This window comes from Pseudomonas sp. TMW 2.1634, assembly GCF_001703595.1.
GTDB lineage: Bacteria > Pseudomonadota > Gammaproteobacteria > Pseudomonadales > Pseudomonadaceae > Aquipseudomonas > Aquipseudomonas fragi.
On the sequence record NZ_CP016849.1, the window covers coordinates 4,022,673 to 4,040,349 of the forward strand.

The 17,677-nt window shown below is 59.6% G+C and carries 17 protein-coding genes; 7 read left to right on the forward strand and 10 right to left on the reverse strand.

Annotation, left to right across the window (positions count from 1 at the left end; all coding sequences use genetic code 11):
* The first annotated feature begins 8 nt into the window (after positions 1-8).
* Complete coding sequence (locus BFC21_RS18985) at positions 9-1,265, forward strand: cytochrome c (RefSeq protein WP_088378628.1); 1,257 nt, start codon at positions 9-11, stop codon at positions 1,263-1,265.
* A gap of 101 nt (positions 1,266-1,366) precedes the next feature.
* Here BFC21_RS18985 and BFC21_RS18990 read toward each other — a convergent pair whose 3' ends face one another.
* Positions 1,367-2,008 (reverse strand): transporter substrate-binding domain-containing protein, encoded by a 642-nt coding sequence (locus tag BFC21_RS18990; protein ID WP_016782786.1) that lies wholly within the window; start codon positions 2,006-2,008, stop codon positions 1,367-1,369.
* 139 nt (positions 2,009-2,147) lie between these two features.
* Here BFC21_RS18990 and BFC21_RS18995 point away from each other — a divergent pair, with 139 nt between their 5' ends.
* Entirely contained in the window at positions 2,148-2,585 is a 438-nt protein-coding gene (locus BFC21_RS18995) for a DUF4399 domain-containing protein (RefSeq protein WP_016782785.1), read from the forward strand.
* A gap of 58 nt (positions 2,586-2,643) precedes the next feature.
* On the opposite strand, the gene serA is transcribed toward BFC21_RS18995, so the two are convergent.
* Complete coding sequence (serA, locus tag BFC21_RS19000) at positions 2,644-3,873, reverse strand: phosphoglycerate dehydrogenase (protein WP_083369705.1); 1,230 nt, start codon at positions 3,871-3,873, stop codon at positions 2,644-2,646.
* Positions 3,874-4,079: 206 nt separating this feature from the next.
* Here serA and BFC21_RS19005 point away from each other — a divergent pair, with 206 nt between their 5' ends.
* Both BFC21_RS19005 and BFC21_RS19010 read left to right on the forward strand, forming a co-directional pair.
* Positions 4,080-5,474 carry an FAD-binding oxidoreductase gene (locus tag BFC21_RS19005; RefSeq protein ID WP_016782783.1) on the forward strand — a complete coding sequence of 465 codons (1,395 nt, stop codon included), beginning with the start codon at positions 4,080-4,082 and terminating at the stop codon, positions 5,472-5,474.
* 178 nt (positions 5,475-5,652) lie between these two features.
* Entirely contained in the window at positions 5,653-6,318 is a 666-nt protein-coding gene (locus tag BFC21_RS19010) for a fumarylacetoacetate hydrolase family protein (RefSeq protein ID WP_088378629.1), read from the forward strand.
* Positions 6,319-6,366: 48 nt separating this feature from the next.
* Here BFC21_RS19010 and BFC21_RS19015 read toward each other — a convergent pair whose 3' ends face one another.
* Genes BFC21_RS19015 through BFC21_RS19025 form a run of 3 tightly spaced genes read right to left on the reverse strand, consistent with a single transcriptional unit; the run spans position 6,367 to position 8,990 of the window.
* A complete protein-coding gene (locus BFC21_RS19015) occupies positions 6,367-7,338 on the reverse strand; it encodes a thymidylate synthase (protein ID WP_016782781.1) in 972 nt (323 codons plus the stop codon).
* Between the two features lie 53 nt (positions 7,339-7,391).
* Positions 7,392-8,195 carry a prolipoprotein diacylglyceryl transferase gene (gene lgt / locus BFC21_RS19020; protein WP_088378630.1) on the reverse strand — a complete coding sequence of 268 codons (804 nt, stop codon included), beginning with the start codon at positions 8,193-8,195 and terminating at the stop codon, positions 7,392-7,394.
* 12 nt (positions 8,196-8,207) lie between these two features.
* The gene (locus BFC21_RS19025; RefSeq protein WP_088378631.1) at positions 8,208-8,990 is read right to left on the reverse strand and encodes a sulfite exporter TauE/SafE family protein; all 783 of its coding nucleotides are present in this window, start codon (positions 8,988-8,990) and stop codon (positions 8,208-8,210) included.
* Between the two features lie 130 nt (positions 8,991-9,120).
* Here BFC21_RS19025 and BFC21_RS19030 point away from each other — a divergent pair, with 130 nt between their 5' ends.
* Positions 9,121-9,867: an NRDE family protein gene (locus BFC21_RS19030; RefSeq protein WP_088378632.1), complete on the forward strand. Its 747-nt coding sequence runs from the start codon at positions 9,121-9,123 to the stop codon at positions 9,865-9,867.
* 198 nt (positions 9,868-10,065) lie between these two features.
* Here BFC21_RS19030 and ptsP read toward each other — a convergent pair whose 3' ends face one another.
* Positions 10,066-12,345, reverse strand: coding sequence for a phosphoenolpyruvate--protein phosphotransferase (gene ptsP / locus BFC21_RS19035; RefSeq protein ID WP_088378633.1), 2,280 nt, complete (start codon positions 12,343-12,345; stop codon positions 10,066-10,068).
* Between the two features lie 21 nt (positions 12,346-12,366).
* Positions 12,367-12,846, reverse strand: a complete 480-nt coding sequence (locus BFC21_RS19040; RefSeq protein WP_019828104.1) for an RNA pyrophosphohydrolase — start codon at positions 12,844-12,846, stop codon at positions 12,367-12,369.
* 143 nt (positions 12,847-12,989) lie between these two features.
* Here BFC21_RS19040 and BFC21_RS19045 point away from each other — a divergent pair, with 143 nt between their 5' ends.
* Positions 12,990-13,646 carry an HAD family phosphatase gene (locus BFC21_RS19045; protein ID WP_095004001.1) on the forward strand — a complete coding sequence of 219 codons (657 nt, stop codon included), beginning with the start codon at positions 12,990-12,992 and terminating at the stop codon, positions 13,644-13,646.
* Positions 13,647-13,770: 124 nt separating this feature from the next.
* Here the strand turns inward: BFC21_RS19045 and BFC21_RS19050 are convergent, their stop codons facing one another.
* Both BFC21_RS19050 and ilvA read right to left on the reverse strand, forming a co-directional pair.
* On the reverse strand, positions 13,771-14,199 hold the full coding sequence (locus tag BFC21_RS19050) for a DUF2269 family protein (protein ID WP_088378635.1): 429 nt from the start codon (positions 14,197-14,199) through the stop codon (positions 13,771-13,773).
* 37 nt (positions 14,200-14,236) lie between these two features.
* Positions 14,237-15,754 (reverse strand): threonine ammonia-lyase, biosynthetic, encoded by a 1,518-nt coding sequence (ilvA, locus tag BFC21_RS19055; protein WP_088378636.1) that lies wholly within the window; start codon positions 15,752-15,754, stop codon positions 14,237-14,239.
* Positions 15,755-15,896: 142 nt separating this feature from the next.
* Here ilvA and rpiA point away from each other — a divergent pair, with 142 nt between their 5' ends.
* Positions 15,897-16,568, forward strand: a complete 672-nt coding sequence (rpiA, locus tag BFC21_RS19060; RefSeq protein ID WP_016782772.1) for a ribose-5-phosphate isomerase RpiA — start codon at positions 15,897-15,899, stop codon at positions 16,566-16,568.
* 105 nt (positions 16,569-16,673) lie between these two features.
* On the opposite strand, the gene BFC21_RS19065 is transcribed toward rpiA, so the two are convergent.
* Positions 16,674-17,582: an SdiA-regulated domain-containing protein gene (locus BFC21_RS19065; RefSeq protein ID WP_120266432.1), complete on the reverse strand. Its 909-nt coding sequence runs from the start codon at positions 17,580-17,582 to the stop codon at positions 16,674-16,676.
* Positions 17,583-17,677: the final 95 nt, after the last annotated feature.

The window sequence follows — 17,677 nt, forward strand, 5'->3', positions numbered from 1 at the left end:
CGATGACCATGAAAGCATTTGTTATCGCGACCCTGGCCTTGTTCGCCAGCTTCTCGGCTGTGGCTGAAGAGAGTGACCCGCAAGCTTTGATCAAACAAGGTGAGTACCTGGCTCGTGCCGGTGATTGCGTGGCGTGCCACACCGCCAAGGGCGGCAAGCCGTTCGCCGGTGGCCTGGCGATGGAAACCCCGATCGGCACGATCTACTCGACCAATATCACGCCCGACAAAAACGGCATTGGCACCTACAGCTTTGAAGACTTCGACAAAGCCGTGCGCCACGGTGTTGCGCAGAACGGCAGCACCTTGTACCCGGCCATGCCGTACCCCTCGTATGCGCGGGTTAACGAGGCCGATATGCGGGCCTTGTATGCCTACTTTATGAAGGGTGTAAAACCCGTCGAACAAGCGAATCAGGAAGCAGATATTCCGTGGCCGCTGAGCATGCGCTGGCCGCTGGCCATCTGGCGCTGGTTGTTTGCCCCGGCGGTTGAAGACTTCAAGCCCGACGCCGGTAAAGACGTGGTGCTTAACCGTGGCGCCTATCTGGTGGAGGGCCTTGGGCACTGCGGCGCATGCCATACGCCGCGCGCCCTGACCATGCAGGAAAAAGCCCTGAGTGCCAGTGACAGCCCGGCATTCCTGTCAGGCAGCGCACCGCTGGAAGGCTGGATCGCGAAGAACCTGCGCGGTGATCACAAGGACGGGTTGGGCAGCTGGAGCGAAGAGCAACTGGTGCAGTTCCTCAAGACCGGGCGCAGTGATCGCAGCGCGGTGTTTGGCGGCATGAGTGATGTGATCGTACACAGCATGCAGTACATGTCTGACGCAGACCTGACGGCTATCGCCCGTTACCTGAAGTCGTTGCCGGCAGTGAATCCGGCGGACAAACCCCATCAGTACGATCCGGCTGTAGCGGATGCCCTGTGGAACGGTGACGACAGCAAGCGCGGCGCGGCGGTGTACATTGACAACTGCGCGGCCTGCCATCGCACTGACGGTCACGGCTATACCCGCGTGTTCCCGGCATTGGCGGGTAACCCGGTGTTGCAGTCGGCCGACCCGACGTCGCTGATCCATATCGTGCTTAAGGGTGGGACATTGCCTGCGACGCATACGGCGCCGTCAACGTTCACCATGCCAGCTTTTGACTGGCGCTTGTCGGATCAGGAAGTGGCCGATGTGGTCAATTTTATCCGCACCAGTTGGGGCAACCAGGCGGCTGAGGTGAAGGCCGGGGATGTGAAGGCGATTCGTCAACCCTGAGTATTCGGTGGGAGCGGGCTTGCTCGCGATGCAAACGGCTCGGTATGCCTGAATGACCGAGTCGCTCCCATCGCGAGCAAGCCCGCTCCCACATTGGGTATTCAGGGCTGTCTTGCAGCCGCCCCGAACCATTTCTGCGACAACGCCTCCAGCCTCCCGTCTGCCTTGATCCGCTGCAACGCCTTGTCCAGGCTGGCCTGGAACGCCGGGTTGCCTTTCTGGAAGGGGATCGCCAGGGCAACCTCCTCATCGGTATCTGGCGCTTTCTGCGCCACGGTCACCAATGGCCCGCGGTCGACAAACGTGTTGCCCTGAGCTACGCCTAACGTCTGGCCCTGCAACATGGCAAGGCTGCTGGGTGAGCGCGGCTGTTCCTGCCGGGCTATCGCCTGCGCTTGCAGGTGGCTGTAAGGCTCGCTGAAATCGAACCGATCCTGCAGCGCAGGGGTCAAAGCCACATGATTGATGGCGACATCGTATTTGCCGCTCTCAACCCCTGACAGCAGGTCATCGCTGTCGGTGACTAGAATGGAGGCATGCACTTCCAGTTCCTGGGCCAGCAACTCACCCAACTCGACGTCAAAGCCTGTCAGGCGCCCGTCCTGTTTGAAGCTGAACGGTGGCATATCGGCTTCAAGGGCGATGCGCAGTTCGCCACGGTCATTCACGTCGTCGATCAGTTCGGCTTGAGCAAAAGGGCTCACCAGTGGCAGTAAAAGCATCAGGCCCGGCAATAAACGCATGGTCACTCCTTTGGTTGGGATGCAAGCGAATCGCATTTAACGTTCGCTTTGCTTTATGTTGGTCACTTGCGGCGTTGGACAACGCGTTGGCTCAAAGTTGTCCGAGCCTGAAGATTTTTGCAAAAAACCGGAGAAAAAAATGAAAGCTCTACTGTCTCGTGTTGCGTTGGCTTCTGTGTTGATGGGCGCTTCGGTCATGGCCACGGCGGCCGGCCTGGAGTCGGAAGCGGCTCCAAAAGGTGCCAAAGTGTTTATCGTCGAACCTAAAGACGGTGCCACCGTTGATCAAACCTTCACCGTTAAATTCGGCATCGAAGGCATGCCGCTGGCGCCTATCACCGAGGCCACGCCACATGCGGGCCATCACCACCTGCTGATCGATGTCGACCAGTTGCCGGCCGAGAACGCACCGATCCCTGCCGATGCCAACCATATCCACTTCGGTAAGGCCCAGACCGAAACCCAGGTCACCCTGCCACCTGGCAAGCACACCTTGCAACTGGTGCTGGGCAACCAGGTGCATGTGCCGTTCAAGCCAAGCATCGTGTCGGAAAAAATCACGGTTAATGTGAAATAAGCGTTTTCGACGCATAAAAAAGGGAGACCCGAGGGTCTCCCTTTTTAGTGAAGCGCGTTTAGAACAACACGCGGCAACGAATGGTGCCGTTGATGGTCTGCAGCTTCTCTTGCGCCAGGTCCGAGGACTCGGCGTCGACGTCGATCACTACATAGCCAACTTTCTCGTTGGTTTGCAGGAACTGGCCGGAGATGTTGATCCCGTTTTCGGCGAAGATCTTGTTGATTTCGCTCATCACGCCCGGGATGTTCTGGTGGATGTGCAGCAGACGGTGCTTGCCAGGGTGGGCCGGCAGGGCCACTTCCGGGAAGTTCACCGACGATACCGAAGTACCGTTGTCGCTGTACTTGACCAGTTTTTCTGCCACTTCCAGACCGATGTTGGCTTGCGCTTCAGCGGTGGAGCCGCCGATGTGCGGGGTCAGGATCACGTTGTCCAGGCCACGCAGCGGGCTTTCGAACACGTCGTCGTTGGAGCGCGGCTCAACCGGGAACACGTCGATGGCGGCGCCGATCAGGTGCTTGTCCTTGATCGCGTCAGCCAGGGCGTCCAGTTCAACCACGGTGCCACGCGCAGCGTTGATCAGAATGCCGCCCTTTTTGATGGCGCGGATTTCTTTCTCGCCGATCATCCACTGGGTGGCTGCGGTTTCCGGTACGTGCAAGGTGACGATGTCGGACATGCCCAACAGTTCGTGCAGATTGCCCACCTGAGTCGCGTTGCCCAATGGCAGCTTGGTCACGGTGTCGTAGAAGAACACCTGCATGCCCAGGCCTTCAGCCAGAACCGACAGTTGGGTACCGATCGAGCCGTAACCCACGATACCCAGCTTTTTACCGCGGATTTCGAAGGAGTTGGCCGCGCTTTTGATCCAGCCACCACGGTGGCAGGAAGCGTTTTTCTCAGGGATGCCACGCAACAACAGGATCGCTTCAGCCAGCACCAGCTCGGCCACCGAACGGGTGTTGGAGTAAGGGGCGTTGAAAACAGCGATACCGCGTTCGCGAGCAGCGTTGAGGTCGACCTGGTTGGTGCCGATGCAGAAACAACCAACAGCGACCAGTTTCTTGGCGCAATCGAACACTTCTTCGGTCAGCTGGGTACGAGAACGGATGCCGATAAAGTGGGCATCAGCGATCTTTTCCTTCAGCTGGGCTTCAGGCAAGGAACTGGTGATGTACTCAATGCTGGTGTACCCGGCGGATTTGAGCACTTCAACAGCGGATTGGTGGACGCCTTCCAAAAGAAGGAACTTGATCTTGCTCTTATCGAGAGAAGTCTTGCTCATCTGCGTAAACCTGTGTCCCAGAGAAAAAATGGCAGGGAATGGACAGCGCGAGCTGACCTGGCCGGCGTGAAGACCGGCACCGAGAATCGTCCAGTGGCTCGATCCTGCGGGGGGGTCGTATGCTAGCATAAGCGCCCCGCTAAACACCCATTCCTGCGACGTGAAGCGTTCTCAGGATGACCATGAATTGTTCGAGAGTTCTGTTGATGACCCATCCTGCCTTGATTGATGAGCTGAAGACCCTGGTAGAGCCTGGCAAGGTTTTGACCGACGCCGACTCCCTTAATGCTTACGGCAAGGATTGGACCAAGCATTTCGCCCCGGCCCCGCTGGCCATCGTATTCCCGAAAACCACCGAGCAAGTGCAGGCCATCGTGCTGTGGGCCAACGCCCATAACGTGGCGCTGGTGCCGTCGGGTGGCCGTACCGGTTTGTCCGCTGCAGCCGTGGCTGCCAATGGCGAAGTGGTGGTGTCGTTTGACTACATGAACCAGGTGCTGGACATCAACCTGACCGACCGCACCGTGGTTTGCCAGCCAGGTGTCGTAACTGAACATCTGCAGAACCTGGCCGAAGAAAACGGCCTGTACTACCCGGTGGACTTTGCTTCGGCAGGTTCCAGCCAGATTGGCGGCAATATCGGCACCAATGCCGGCGGGATCAAGGTGATTCGCTACGGCATGACCCGCAACTGGGTGGCCGGCATGAAAGTGGTCACCGGCAAGGGCGACGTGCTGGAGCTGAACAAGGACCTGATCAAGAACGCCACCGGCTACGACATGCGCCAGCTGTTTATCGGCGCCGAAGGCACCCTGGGTTTTGTGGTGGAAGCCACCATGCGCCTGGACCGTGCGCCGAAAAATCTGACGGCGATGGTGCTGGGCACGGCAGATTTCGATTCGATCATGCCGGTGCTGCACGCTTTCCAGAACAAGCTTGATCTGACGGCTTTCGAGTTCTTCTCCGACAAGGCGCTGGCCAAGGTCATGGACCGTGGCGACGTGCCTTCGCCGTTCGAGACCGACTGCCCGTTCTACGCCCTGCTGGAATTCGAAGCGACCACCGAAGAAGTGGCCAACGCTGCTCTGGAAACCTTCGAACACTGCATGGAAGAAGGCTGGGTGCTTGATGGTGTGATGAGCCAGAGCGAAACCCAGCTGCAGAACCTGTGGAAACTGCGCGAGTACATCTCCGAGACCATCTCCCACTGGACGCCGTACAAAAACGACATTTCGGTCACTGTGTCGAAAGTCCCGGCATTCTTGAAAGAAATTGACGCGATCGTCGGCGAACACTACCCGGACTTCGAAATTGTCTGGTTCGGCCATATTGGCGACGGCAACCTGCACCTGAATATCCTCAAGCCGGAAAACCTGAGCAAGGACGAGTTCTTTGCCAAGTGCGCAACGGTGAACAAGTGGGTGTTTGAAACCGTCGAGAAGTACAACGGTTCGATCTCGGCCGAGCATGGCGTGGGCATGACCAAGCGCGACTACCTGACCTACAGCCGCTCGCCGGTGGAGATCGAGTACATGAAAGCGCTGAAGGCCGTGTTCGACCCTAAAGGCATCATGAACCCCGGCAAGATTTTTGCGGTTTAATTAACCACACATAACCCGTAGCAGCTGCCGCAGGCTGCGTCCGATTGCGAAGCGATCGTAAATCCTGAATACGCGGTTTGCCTGGCAAACTGTAATCACCGACTTTACGACGGCTTCGCCGCCGGACGCAGCCTGCGGCAGCTGCTACGGGTTCATTAGTTATCAGCGGAGTCGGTCCATGAGCTATCAGCACCAGTATGTCGACGGTACCCGGATTCACTTTCCCATTGGTAAGGTGGTGTGCATCGGCCGTAACTACGCCGAACACGCTAAGGAACTGGATAACCCGATCCCGACCGAGCCCCTGCTTTTCATCAAGCCGGGCAGTTGTGTCGTGCCTCTGGAAGGCGGCTTTGCGATCCCCACCGAACGCGGTTCGGTGCATTACGAAGCCGAAATTTCGGTGCTGATCGGCAAGCCCCTGTCGAACAACCCGAGCGCCGAGGAAGTGCTGGACGCGATCTCCGGTTTTGCCCCCGGCCTGGACCTGACCCTGCGTGACAAACAGGCCGAGCTCAAGAGCAAGGGCTTGCCGTGGGAAATTGCCAAGTCGTTTGATGGCGCCTGTGTGCTGGCCCCTTTCGTCCAGAGCAGCGCCTTTGCTGACCTGGCCGATATCGGCATTCGTTTGACCATCAATGGCGAAGTGCGTCAGGACGGCAATAGCGCCCTGATGCTCAATCCGATTGTGCCGATGATCCAGCACATGGCCGCATGCTTCTCACTGCAAGCCGGTGACGTGATCATGACCGGCACACCGGTAGGCGTAGGCCCGCTGAATGTGAGGGATGAGCTGGTGCTGGAGCTGACAGGCGTGAGCCGCTTCGAGAGTATCGTTCGCTAGCTCGGCCTGACGCGTTGATACAGCCTGTGGCAGCCACAGGCTGTTGTATTACACCGCCATCGGTGCGGTCATGGGCGCGTGGTGCTGGTAGCCTTCGAGGCTAAAGTCACTCGGCTCGATCAGGCCCAGCCACTCTGGCTGGTACACGCCGGTCTTGGCGAATTCCGGCACGCGGTCCGAGATCACCAGTTTTGGCATCGGGTACGGCTCGCGGGTCAGCTGTTCGTTGAGCATGTCCAGGTGGTTTTCATACACATGGGCATCGCCAATAAAATAGGTGAACCAGCGTGGCGTATAGCCGGTCAGGCGGCCGATCAGGCTCAGCAGTGCCGCGCCTTCGGTCAGGTTGAACGGCGTACCCAGGCCCAGGTCATTGGAGCGGATGTAGAGGGTCAGGGAAATTTCCTTCGTCTCGACATTCGGGTGGAACTGGTACAGCAAGTGGCACGGCGGCAGGGCCATTTCGTCGAGCTGGGCGCAGTTCCAGCCGTGGAACAGGATGCGGCGGCTGCCCGGGTCATTGATGATGGTGTCGACGCACTGGCGCACCTGGTCGATGGCCTTGTACAGCACCACATAGGCCTGGCCGTCTTCTTCGCCTTCGGCAATCTGGCGGTAACCCTGGCTCAGGCACAGTTCGATGGCGGCCGTATTGCTGCGCTCGACTTGCTTGTAGGCCGGCCACTTGCGCCATTGCACGCCGTAGATTTCGCCCAGGTCGTCTTCGCCCTGACGGAACGGGTTGGCCAGCCACTGGGCGTTTTCGTTGGCATTCTGATCCCACACCTTGCAACCCAATGCACGGAAGTCCGCGGCACTGTTGACCGGGCGCAAGAAGCCACACATCTCGCCAATGGCCGATTTGAACGCCATGCGCCGGGTGGTGATGGCCGGGAAGCCTTCCTTGAGGTCATAACGCAACATGGCGCCGGGCAGGCTGATGGTCTTCACGCCGGTGCGGTTGGCTTGCAGGGTGCCGTTTTTGATGACGTTGGCAACGAGGTCGAGATATTGCTTCATGGTTTTCCTACCGTTTGAATGCGGGGCTTTGTAAGCCCCGCCATTCGAATGTATTACGCAGCTTTTTGAGCCGCCGGATCGCGGTTATAAGCCCACCAGATAAGGAACAGGCCGCCCGCGATCATCGGGATGCAGAGGATTTGCCCCATCGTCACCCAGCCGAACGCCAGATAGCCCAGCTGGGCATCCGGTACACGGACGAATTCGACGATAAAGCGGAAGATGCCGTAGAACAGGGCGAACATCCCGGAAACCGCCATAGTTGGCCGTGGTTTGCGCGAGTACAGCCAAAGAATCAGGAAGAGTGCCACACCTTCGAGGGCGAACTGGTAAAGCTGCGACGGATGACGCGCCAGTTGTTGTGGGTCTGTCGGGAAAATCATCGCCCACGGCACATCGCTGGCCTTGCCCCACAGTTCGGCGTTGATAAAGTTGCCAATGCGCCCCGCACCCAGGCCAATCGGCACGACAGGGGCGATAAAGTCCATGATCTGGAAGAACGACTTGCCGTTGCGCTTGCCAAAGCCCCACACCGCCAGCATCACGCCGATCAGGCCGCCGTGGAACGCCATGCCGCCCTTCCACACTTCAAAAATCAGCAGCGGGTTGGCGATGTAGGCGCTCAGGTCGTAAAACAGCACATAACCCAAACGGCCGCCGACAATCACGCCCATCGCCACCCAGAACACCAGGTCGGAGAGCTTCTCCTTGGTCCAGGTCGGGTCGAAGCGGTTAAGGCGTCGCGACAGGATCAGCCAGGCAGCGCCAATGCCGATCAGGTACATCAGGCCGTACCAATGGATTTTCAGCGGGCCGATGGCCAGTGCCACCGGGTCAATCTGCGGGTAAGGCAGCATTGCGACTCCTTGTTAGATCAGGAAACTCAAACCGACACAGAACAACAGTGCGGCAAACAGCCGTTTCAGCAGGCGTGGCGAGAGCTTGTGGGCCAGTCGCGCACCGAAACGGGCGAAAAACATGCTGGTCAGGGCAATCCCGAGCAGCGCGGGCAAGTAGACAAACCCCAGACTATGCGCGGGCAGGTCGGGGTTATGCCAGCCTATGATCATGAAACTTAATGCACCTGCCAGTGCAATCGGCAACCCGCAGGCCGACGACGTGGCTACAGCCTGTTGCATCGGCACGCTGCGCCAGCTCAGGAACGGCACGGTCAGCGAGCCGCCGCCGATGCCGAAAATCGCCGATGCCCAGCCAATGACGGTCCCGGCCAGGGTCAGCCCGACCTTGCCGGGTACTGTGCCAGTGGCTTTGGGCTGCAAGCCCAGGGCCATCTGGAGGGCGATCACCACGGCGAACACGCCGATGATTTTCTGCAAGTGGGGGCCGGCAATGGCTTCTGCGGTCAACGCGCCGATGCCGGCGCCGATCAGGATACCGAGGGTCATCCAGAGCACCAGCGGCCAGCGCACGGCGCCTTTGCGATGGTGTTCGCGGATCGAGTTGATCGAGGTAAAGATGATCGTGGCCAATGACGTGCCGACGGCCAGATGGGTCAGTACCCCGCTGTCAAAACCCTGCAAGGTGAAGCTGAACACCAGCACCGGCACGATGATAAGCCCGCCGCCGACCCCGAACAGCCCGGCCAGCACCCCCGCAAAACCTCCCAGTACCAGATAGAGCAGAAATTCCATGACGCCCCCCCCAAATTTGACCCGCATGGTAACGGAGCAAGGGCTTTGGCTCCACTGCGCTGCACGGTATGGCGCGAGCCGCCCGAGCAATCTATAAGTAGTGTGGTTAAAAAAACATTAAGGACTGCCCATGTGTCTGATTGTCTTCGCTTGGCGCCCCGGCCATGCACAGCCTTTGGTCGTTGCGGCCAACCGCGATGAATTCTATGCACGGCCTGCCAAACCCCTGGCGCAGTGGGCCAATGCGCCACAGGTGTATGCCGGGCGCGACCTTGAAGCGGGAGGTGCCTGGCTGGGCATCGGTGCCGATGGACGGTTTGCGGCCCTGACCAATATCCGTGAGCCGCACAAGCCGCCGTCACGGCGCTCGCGGGGCGAACTGGTGGCAGACTTTCTCACTGGCAACCAGTCTATTGCCGAGTATTTCGCGCACGTTGGCCGACGTTCCGTCGACTATGCCGGTTTTAATTTGTTGTTGGGCACTGCAGATCAGCTCTGGCATTTCAATTCCAGGGACCTGGCGCCGCAGCCGCTGAGCGCGGGGATTTATGGTGTGTCCAACGGTGGGCTGGACACGCCCTGGCCCAAGTTGCTCAAGGCCAAGGCTGCGCTGGCCGAAGTGCTGGCCAACCCACAGCCACAAGCGCTGTTGGCGTTGCTCAAGGATGCGCAGACGGCCCCGTTCAGCGAACTGCCGGACACCGGCGTGGGGCTGGCCACGGAGAGTTTGCTGTCGAGTGTGTTTATCGCCAGCCCAAGTTATGGCACTCGTGCCAGTACCGCGCTGATTGTGAATGCAGACGGTTCAAGGGTGATGGTGGAGCACAGCTTCGGGCCGCATGGGGGGCGGTTGGGAGAGGTAAGGATAGAGGCATGAACACGGTGTGCCTGCCAGACCGTGTCGCCTGCATCGCAGGCAAGCCAGCTCCCACAGGTCATGCATGGGCAGCAGAATTCGCGGCTTGCCAGGATCCTTTGTGGGAGCGGGCTTGCTCGCGATGCAAGCACCACGGTCTGACAGATTGACCGGGTTGAATCTATTGCGAGCAAGCCCGCTCCCGCACGTGACCATTTATTAATACGGCTTGATCGCCGCCGGGTTCATCATGCGGGTCAGGCCCATGTTCTTCAGCGCCAGTTGAATGGTGCTGCGAATAACCTGCGGGTTGTCGATGGTCATGACTTCGGCCAGCAGTTCCTTGGCGCGACTTAAACTGACCTGGCGCAGCATCCATTTCACTTTCGGCAAGTTGGTGGCGTTCATCGACAGGCTGTCAAAGCCCATCGCCATCAACAGGATCGCCGCCGCCGGGTCACCGGCCATTTCACCGCAGATGCTCGCCGGCTTGCCTTCGGCATGGGCATCGCGCACCACCGACTGCAGGGCCTGCAGCACCGCCGGGTGCAGGTAGTCGTACAAATCCGCCACCCGCGGGTTGTTGCGGTCTACAGCCAGCAGGTACTGGGTCAGGTCGTTGGAACCCACCGACAGGAAGTCGACCTGGCGCGCCAGCTCCTTGGTCTGATAAACCGCCGCCGGGATTTCGATCATCACGCCAATCGGCGGCATGGGCACGTCGGTGCCTTCGTCGCGCACTTCGCCCCAGGCACGGTGCAGCAGGTGCAGGGCTTCTTCGAGTTCGTGGGTGCCGGAGATCATCGGCAGCAGGATGCGCAGGTTGTTCAGGCCTTCGCTGGCCTTGAGCATGGCCCGGGCCTGCACCAGGAAGATTTCCGGGTGGTCGAGGGTGACGCGGATTCCGCGCCAACCCAGGAACGGGTTGTCTTCCTTGATCGGGAAGTACGACAGTGACTTGTCGCCGCCAATGTCCAGGCTGCGCATGGTCACCGGTTGCGGATGGAAGGCGGACAGTTGCTCGCGATAAATCGCCAGCTGCTCCTTTTCACTCGGGAAGCGCTGGTTGATCATGAACGGCACTTCGGTGCGGTACAGGCCTACGCCTTCGGCGCCACGCTGCTGCGCCCGCGCCACATCGGCCAGCAGGCCGGTGTTGACCCACAGCGGCATGCGATGGCCGTCCGGGGTGATGCACGGCAGCTCGCGCAGGGCATCGAGCCCCTGGGACAGCTGGCGTTCTTCTTCGACCACTTCAGCGTATTGCTTGCGCAACACTTCGCTGGGGTTGGTATAAACCTCGCCGTGGTAGCCGTCGACGATCATCTGGATGCCGTCGACCTTGGAGTACGGCAGGTCAACCACACCCATCACGGTTGGAATGCCCATCGCCCGCGCCAGGATCGCGACGTGGGAGTTGCCCGACCCCAGTACCGACACCAGACCCGCCAGCTTGCCCTCGGGCACTTCGCCGAGCATGGTGGCGGTCAGCTCTTCGCTGACCAGGATGGTGTTGTCGGGGTAGACCATGGTTTGCTGGCGATCATGCTGCAAATAGGCCAGCAGGCGCCGGCCAAGGTCGCGCACATCCGACGCCCGCTCGCGCAGGTAGTCGTCGTCCATCAATTCGAATCGGTTGACGTGATCGGTCACGACCTGGCGCAGCGCGCCCTGGGCCCATTGACCGGTCTTGATCACATTTTTGACTTCGCTGCCCAGCGACGCATCGTCGAGCATCATCAGGTACACGTCGAACAGCGCCTGTTCTTCAGGGCGCAGTTGGGTGGCGAGCTTTTTCGACACCGCGCGCATGTCGTTGCGCACGCCCTCGAGGGCGGTCTTGAACAGCGCAATTTCGGCCGGGATATCGGTGATGGCCTTGTCGGGCACCACGTCCAGATCCGCGGGTGGCAGCATCACCACGGCGGTACCCACGGCAGCACCCGGCGAACCCGGCACGCCGACGAACTTGGCTTCCTGGATACCCTTGCCCTGACGGCCCAGGCCACGAATCGAGCCCGTGGCTTCCGCGTGGGCAATAACCCCGGCCAGCTGGGCGCTCATGGTGACCAGGAAGGCTTCTTCGCCCTCGTCGAACTGACGGCGTTCTTTCTGCTGGATGACCAGAACCCCGACCACGCGCCGGTGGTGGATGATCGGCGCACCCAGGAAGGAGGCATAGCGCTCCTCACCGGTTTCGGCAAAGTAGCGATAGCGCGGGTGATCGGCGGCGTTTTCGAGGTTCAGAGGCTCTTCACGGGTGCCCACAAGGCCCACAAGGCCTTCGTTGGGCGCCATGCTGACTTTGCCGATCGAGCGCTTGTTCAAGCCCTCGGTGGCCATCAGGACAAAGCGGTTTGTCTCTGGATCAAGCAAATAGACCGAGCAGACCTGGCTGCTCATGGCCTCTTTGACGCGCAACACAATAATCCCCAACGCCGCCTTGAGATCCTTGGCGGAGTTAACTTCCTGGACGATCTTGCGCAGCGTATTGAGCATGGCTCGGGGTCGAACTCCGTGTCAGGCGCGCGTTAAAAGGCGCGGGGCAAGCTCTTTGAGAGCGCGACGGTAGACCTCGCGCTTGAATGTCACCACCTGGCCCAACGGGTACCAATAACTGACCCAACGCCAGCCATCGAACTCCGGTTTACCGGTCAAATCCATCCGCACCCGTTGCTCGTTGGAGACCAGGCGCAGCAAAAACCACTTTTGCTTCTGGCCGATGCACAGCGGTTGGCTGTGGGTACGAACCAGGCGTTGCGGCAAACGATAACGCAACCAGCCTCGCGTGCAGGCGAGTATTTCTACATCTTCGCGTTCAAGGCCAACTTCTTCGTTCAGCTCACGGTACAAGGCGTCTTCCGGCGTTTCATCAGGGTTGATGCCCCCCTGTGGAAACTGCCAGGCGTCTTGATTGATACGGCGAGCCCAAAGTACCTGACCAGCGTCATTTGTCAGAATAATCCCGACATTAGGGCGGAAACCATCGGGGTCGATCACGGCAACAACCTCGCAAACGCATGTCATCGCATTGTTCCACAAAGGTTGTTAAAGCAGCAACGCGCCTGCCTGCCTTATGTGCACTCTTGTTAAAAGACCGTATTCTGGTGGCCTTTTTTAAGGCAACTCAACGGGTAACCTCAATGCGTCTGGCTTTATTCGACTTGGACAACACCCTTCTGGGCGGTGACAGCGATCACGCCTGGGGCGATTACCTGTGCCGCCGGGGCATTCTCGACGGCGACGCCTACAAGGCGCGCAACGACGCGTTCTACCAGGACTACCTGGCCGGCAAGCTCGACAACGCTGCCTACCTTAATTTCAGCATGGAAATCTTTGGCCGCCATGACATGGCGCAACTGGATCAGTGGCACCGCGAATTCATGCGCGACTGCATCGATAGCCTGATGCTGCCCAAGGCCCAGGCCCTGCTGGCCAAGCACCGGGAAGCGGGCGACACCCTGGTGATCATTACGGCCACCAACCGTGTGATCACAGCCCCCATTGCCGAAAAACTCGGCGTGGAACACTTGATTGCCACCGAATGCGAAATCGTCGATGGCCGCTACACCGGTCGCAGCACGGACGTGCCGTGCTTCCGTGAAGGCAAGGTGACACGCCTGAACCGCTGGATCGAAGAAAACGGCTACAGCCTGGAAGACAGCTACTTCTACAGCGACTCGATGAACGACCTGCCGCTGCTGGAGCAGGTTGACCACCCGGTGGCGGTCGACCCGGATCCGAACTTGCGGGCCGAGGCCATCAAGCGTGGCTGGGAAGTCATCTCGCTGCGCGACTGACACACAACCTGTGGGAGCGGGCTTGCTCGCGATAAGATCGCCGCGGTTTTTCTGCAAGACCGCAGTGACGCCATCGCGAGCAAGTCGAATCGTCGCACCGCCGCTCCCACACAAACAAGTGTGCTTAAACCGGCTTGGCGCCCATCAACCCGGCGATGGCGATAAAGCAGACTGCACAAAAAATCGCCAGCACCAGAGTGAGCCACGGGTACCTGGCCACTCGCCCCAACCGCAGGCGATTGAGCCGCACCACCAGCCACAGCCAGCTCAGGCTGCCCAGCAGATACAAACAGCTGCCCGCCAGCAGCCACATCTGGCTCAGCGGCCAACCGGCCAGATGCACCAAAAACCAGCCACTGACCGGCAACGCCAGCAAACACAGGCCCATCAGCGCCCAGACAAAGCTCCAGGGCCGCTGCACGACCCCGCCCGCCAGGTTTTTATCCCCAGCCCGCCAACGGCGGACAGCCACCACCAGCAAGGTAACGGCGCTGACAAACAACAGCAGTGTCGCTGCGCCATGCAGCAGTTTTAACGCTGTGAACGTTTCCATTTGATTAATCCCTTGAGCCGTTCAATCAGCGTAGCGCCTATCGGCCAAGAAACAGCTGGTAGGCCGGGTTATCGCTCTCATCCCAGTACGGATAACCGATTTCAGCCAGCGCCGCCGGCACCAGATGGCGCTCATCGGCCGGCACTTGCAGCCCGGCCATGACCCGGCCATCCGCCGCGCCGTGATTGCGGTAATGGAACATCGAGATATTCCAGCGCCCGCCCAGCTTGTTGAGGAAGTTGAACAGCGCCCCCGGGCGCTCCGGGAACTCGAAACGAAACAGCAGCTCGTCGCTGACCTTGGCCGCATGCCCGCCGACCATATGACGAATATGCAGCTTGGCCAGCTCGTTCTCGGTCAGGTCGACCACCGGGAAGCCCTGCTCAGTCAGGCTGGCCAGCAGCGCGCTGCGCGGGTCGTTCTCGGGGTGTGTCTGCACGCCAACGAAAATGTGCGCTTCGCTGCCGGTGTGGTAGCGATAGTTGAATTCAGTGATCTGACGCTTGCCCACTGCCTGGCAGAACGCCTTGAAGCTGCCCGGCACTTCCGGGATGGTCACGGCGATAATGGCTTCGCGGCCTTCACCCAACTCGGCGCGCTCGGCTACATGGCGCAGGCGGTCGAAGTTGACGTTGGCACCGGAGTCGATTGCCACCAGGGTCTGGCCGCGCACGCCGCGCTGCTCGACGTACTTTTTGATCCCGGCCACGCCCAACGCGCCGGCAGGTTCGGTGATCGAGCGGGTATCGTCGAAGATATCCTTGATGGCAGCACAGATCTCGTCAGTGCTGACGGTGATCACTTCATCTACATAGTCCTTGCAGATATCGAACGTGTGCTGGCCAATCTGCGCCACGGCCACGCCGTCGGCGAAAATCCCCACGGTTGGCAGCACCACGCGCTCGCCCGCCGCCATCGCGGCTTGCAGGCAGTTGGAGTCATCGGGCTCGACGCCGATGATCTTGATGTCCGGGCGCAGGTACTTCACATACGCCGCAATACCGGCAATCAGCCCGCCGCCGCCCACCGGTACGAAGATCGCATCCAACGGCGCCGGGTGCTGGCGCAGAATTTCCATTGCCACGGTGCCCTGCCCGGCAATGGTGTGCGGGTCATCGTAGGGGTGAACGTAGACGTAGCCTTCTTTCTCGACCAATTGCAGGGAGTAGGCCAGCGCCTCGGGGAAGGAGTCACCGTGCAGCACCACAATGCCGCCCCGGGAACGCACGCCTTCAACCTTGATCTCGGGGGTGGTCTTGGGCATCACGATAGTGGCCTTGACCCCCAGCACCTTGGCTGCCAGCGCCAGGCCCTGGGCATGATTGCCCGCAGACGCCGTGACCACGCCGCACGCGCGCTCGGCGTCGGTCAGGTGCATCAGCTTGTTGTAAGCGCCACGAATCTTGAACGAGTACACCGGCTGCAAATCTTCGCGCTTGAGCAAAATCTGGTTGCCCAGGCGCTCGGTGAGCTGGTTGGCAGCTTGCAAGGGGGTTTCTACGGCAACGTCATAAACGCGCGAGGTGAGGACCTTCTTAACGTACTGTTCGAGCATCGGAAAGCTTCTCTGGGCGGGTTGGCAGGGACCAAGGAGTCTACCCCAGCGTTTACGCAGGCGACCATACGAATCCAAAGGTTTTAAAGGCTTGGGTTATACTCAGCGCCTTTCTGTTTACCCTTCCCGCCCCGGAGCCCGCATGACCCAGGATCAACTCAAACAGGCCGTAGCCCAGGCTGCTGTCGACTTCATCCTTCCAAAACTGGATGACAAGAGCATCGTCGGGGTCGGCACCGGCTCCACTGCCAACTGCTTTATCGACGCCCTGGCCCTGCACAAGGGTGCCTTCGACGGCGCCGTGGCCAGTTCCGAAGCCACCGCCGCGCGCCTCAAGGGCCACGGTATTCCGGTGTATGAACTGAACACGGTCAGCGACCTGGAGTTCTATGTTGATGGCGCCGATGAAAGCGACGAAAACCTCAACCTGATCAAAGGCGGTGGCGCAGCCCTGACCCGCGAGAAGATCGTCGCGGCCGTGGCCAAGACCTTTATCTGCATCGCCGACGCCAGCAAGCTGGTACCGGTGCTGGGCGCATTTCCGCTGCCGGTTGAAGTGATCCCGATGGCGCGCAGCCATGTGGCCCGCGAGCTGGTCAAACTGGGCGGCGACCCGGTTTACCGCGAAGGTGTGGTGACGGACAACGGCAATATCATCATCGACGTGTTCAACATGCAGATCACCAACCCGGTTGAGCTGGAGCGTCAGATCAACGCCATTGTCGGCGTTGTAACCAATGGCCTGTTCGCGGCCCGCCCGGCCGACCTGCTGTTGCTGGGCACCCCTGAAGGCGTGAAAACCCTGAGCAAGTAACCCCGCCTTACACGTGTGGGAGCGGGCTTGCCCGCGATTGAATCGCTGTGGTGTGACAGGTACACCGCGTCGTTTGCATCGCGAGCAAGCCCGCTCCCACGGGCCCTACGGTTTTTTGAACACGTAAAACAGGTTCGGCTCGCTCACCACATAAATAGTCCCTTCATCGTCCATCGCCACGCCTTCTGCCTGTGGCACTGAGCGGGTCAAACCGTGCTGACCCTTTTTCAGCGACAGTGTGCTGATCGGCTTCCCGTCCAGGCCCAGCTCAAGCAGCAATTTCGACTCGTCCGACAGCGCCAGCAAATGCCCGGTGCGCTTGTCATACTCCAGATCCGACAAATCCCGTACAAACAAGCCCGCATCCCGTTGTGGATGAGTCGCCACATGAATGGCAGACGGTTGCCTGGAATTGTCCATGGGGAAACCTCTCACTTCATAAATCAGCATCGGGTCGCGCTCTTTGGCCACAAACATGCGCTTGCCTACCGGGTCGTAGGCCAGGCCTTCGAAACCCTTGTTGCTGGGTTTATGGAGCCCCAGCGTCAATTGTTCAGCATCACGGGCATCCAGGACCCGGGTGTTGTCATCAACCTTGACTTTAAACAGCCGATGTTCACGCTCGTCGGCAATGACGTAGGTATTTTCGCCAACAAACTCGACTGCCTCGGCATCGCCAAAGCCGATCAGCTTTATACGCCGCAAAATCCGACCATCCAGGGACAGTTCAAAAAGTTCGGCATCTTTATTGGTCACGGTAAACAGGGTTTGGCGAATGGGATCGAAGGTCAGAGACGAAGCATCGTCTTCAATCCCCTTAATCTCTTTGCCTTGCAATACGGCGCGGTATTCGCCCAGTTTGATCGCATCTGGTTCGACGGGTTGCCACAACTGGCTGGCGTTAAACCACAGGCGGGCCGGCAAACGATAATGCTGCGCAGCAACGCTACACACCATAAGTAACACCAGCAAGATACACATAATAAAAACAGCAGAGCGGCTGACAGGACGCATTGGGAATAACTCTAAATTTAACAGGCGGCTTAAATACCAGCAGTGCCTGAATTTAAACTTAATCCCCAATGCGCAAATAGATAGAAACTAGCGTT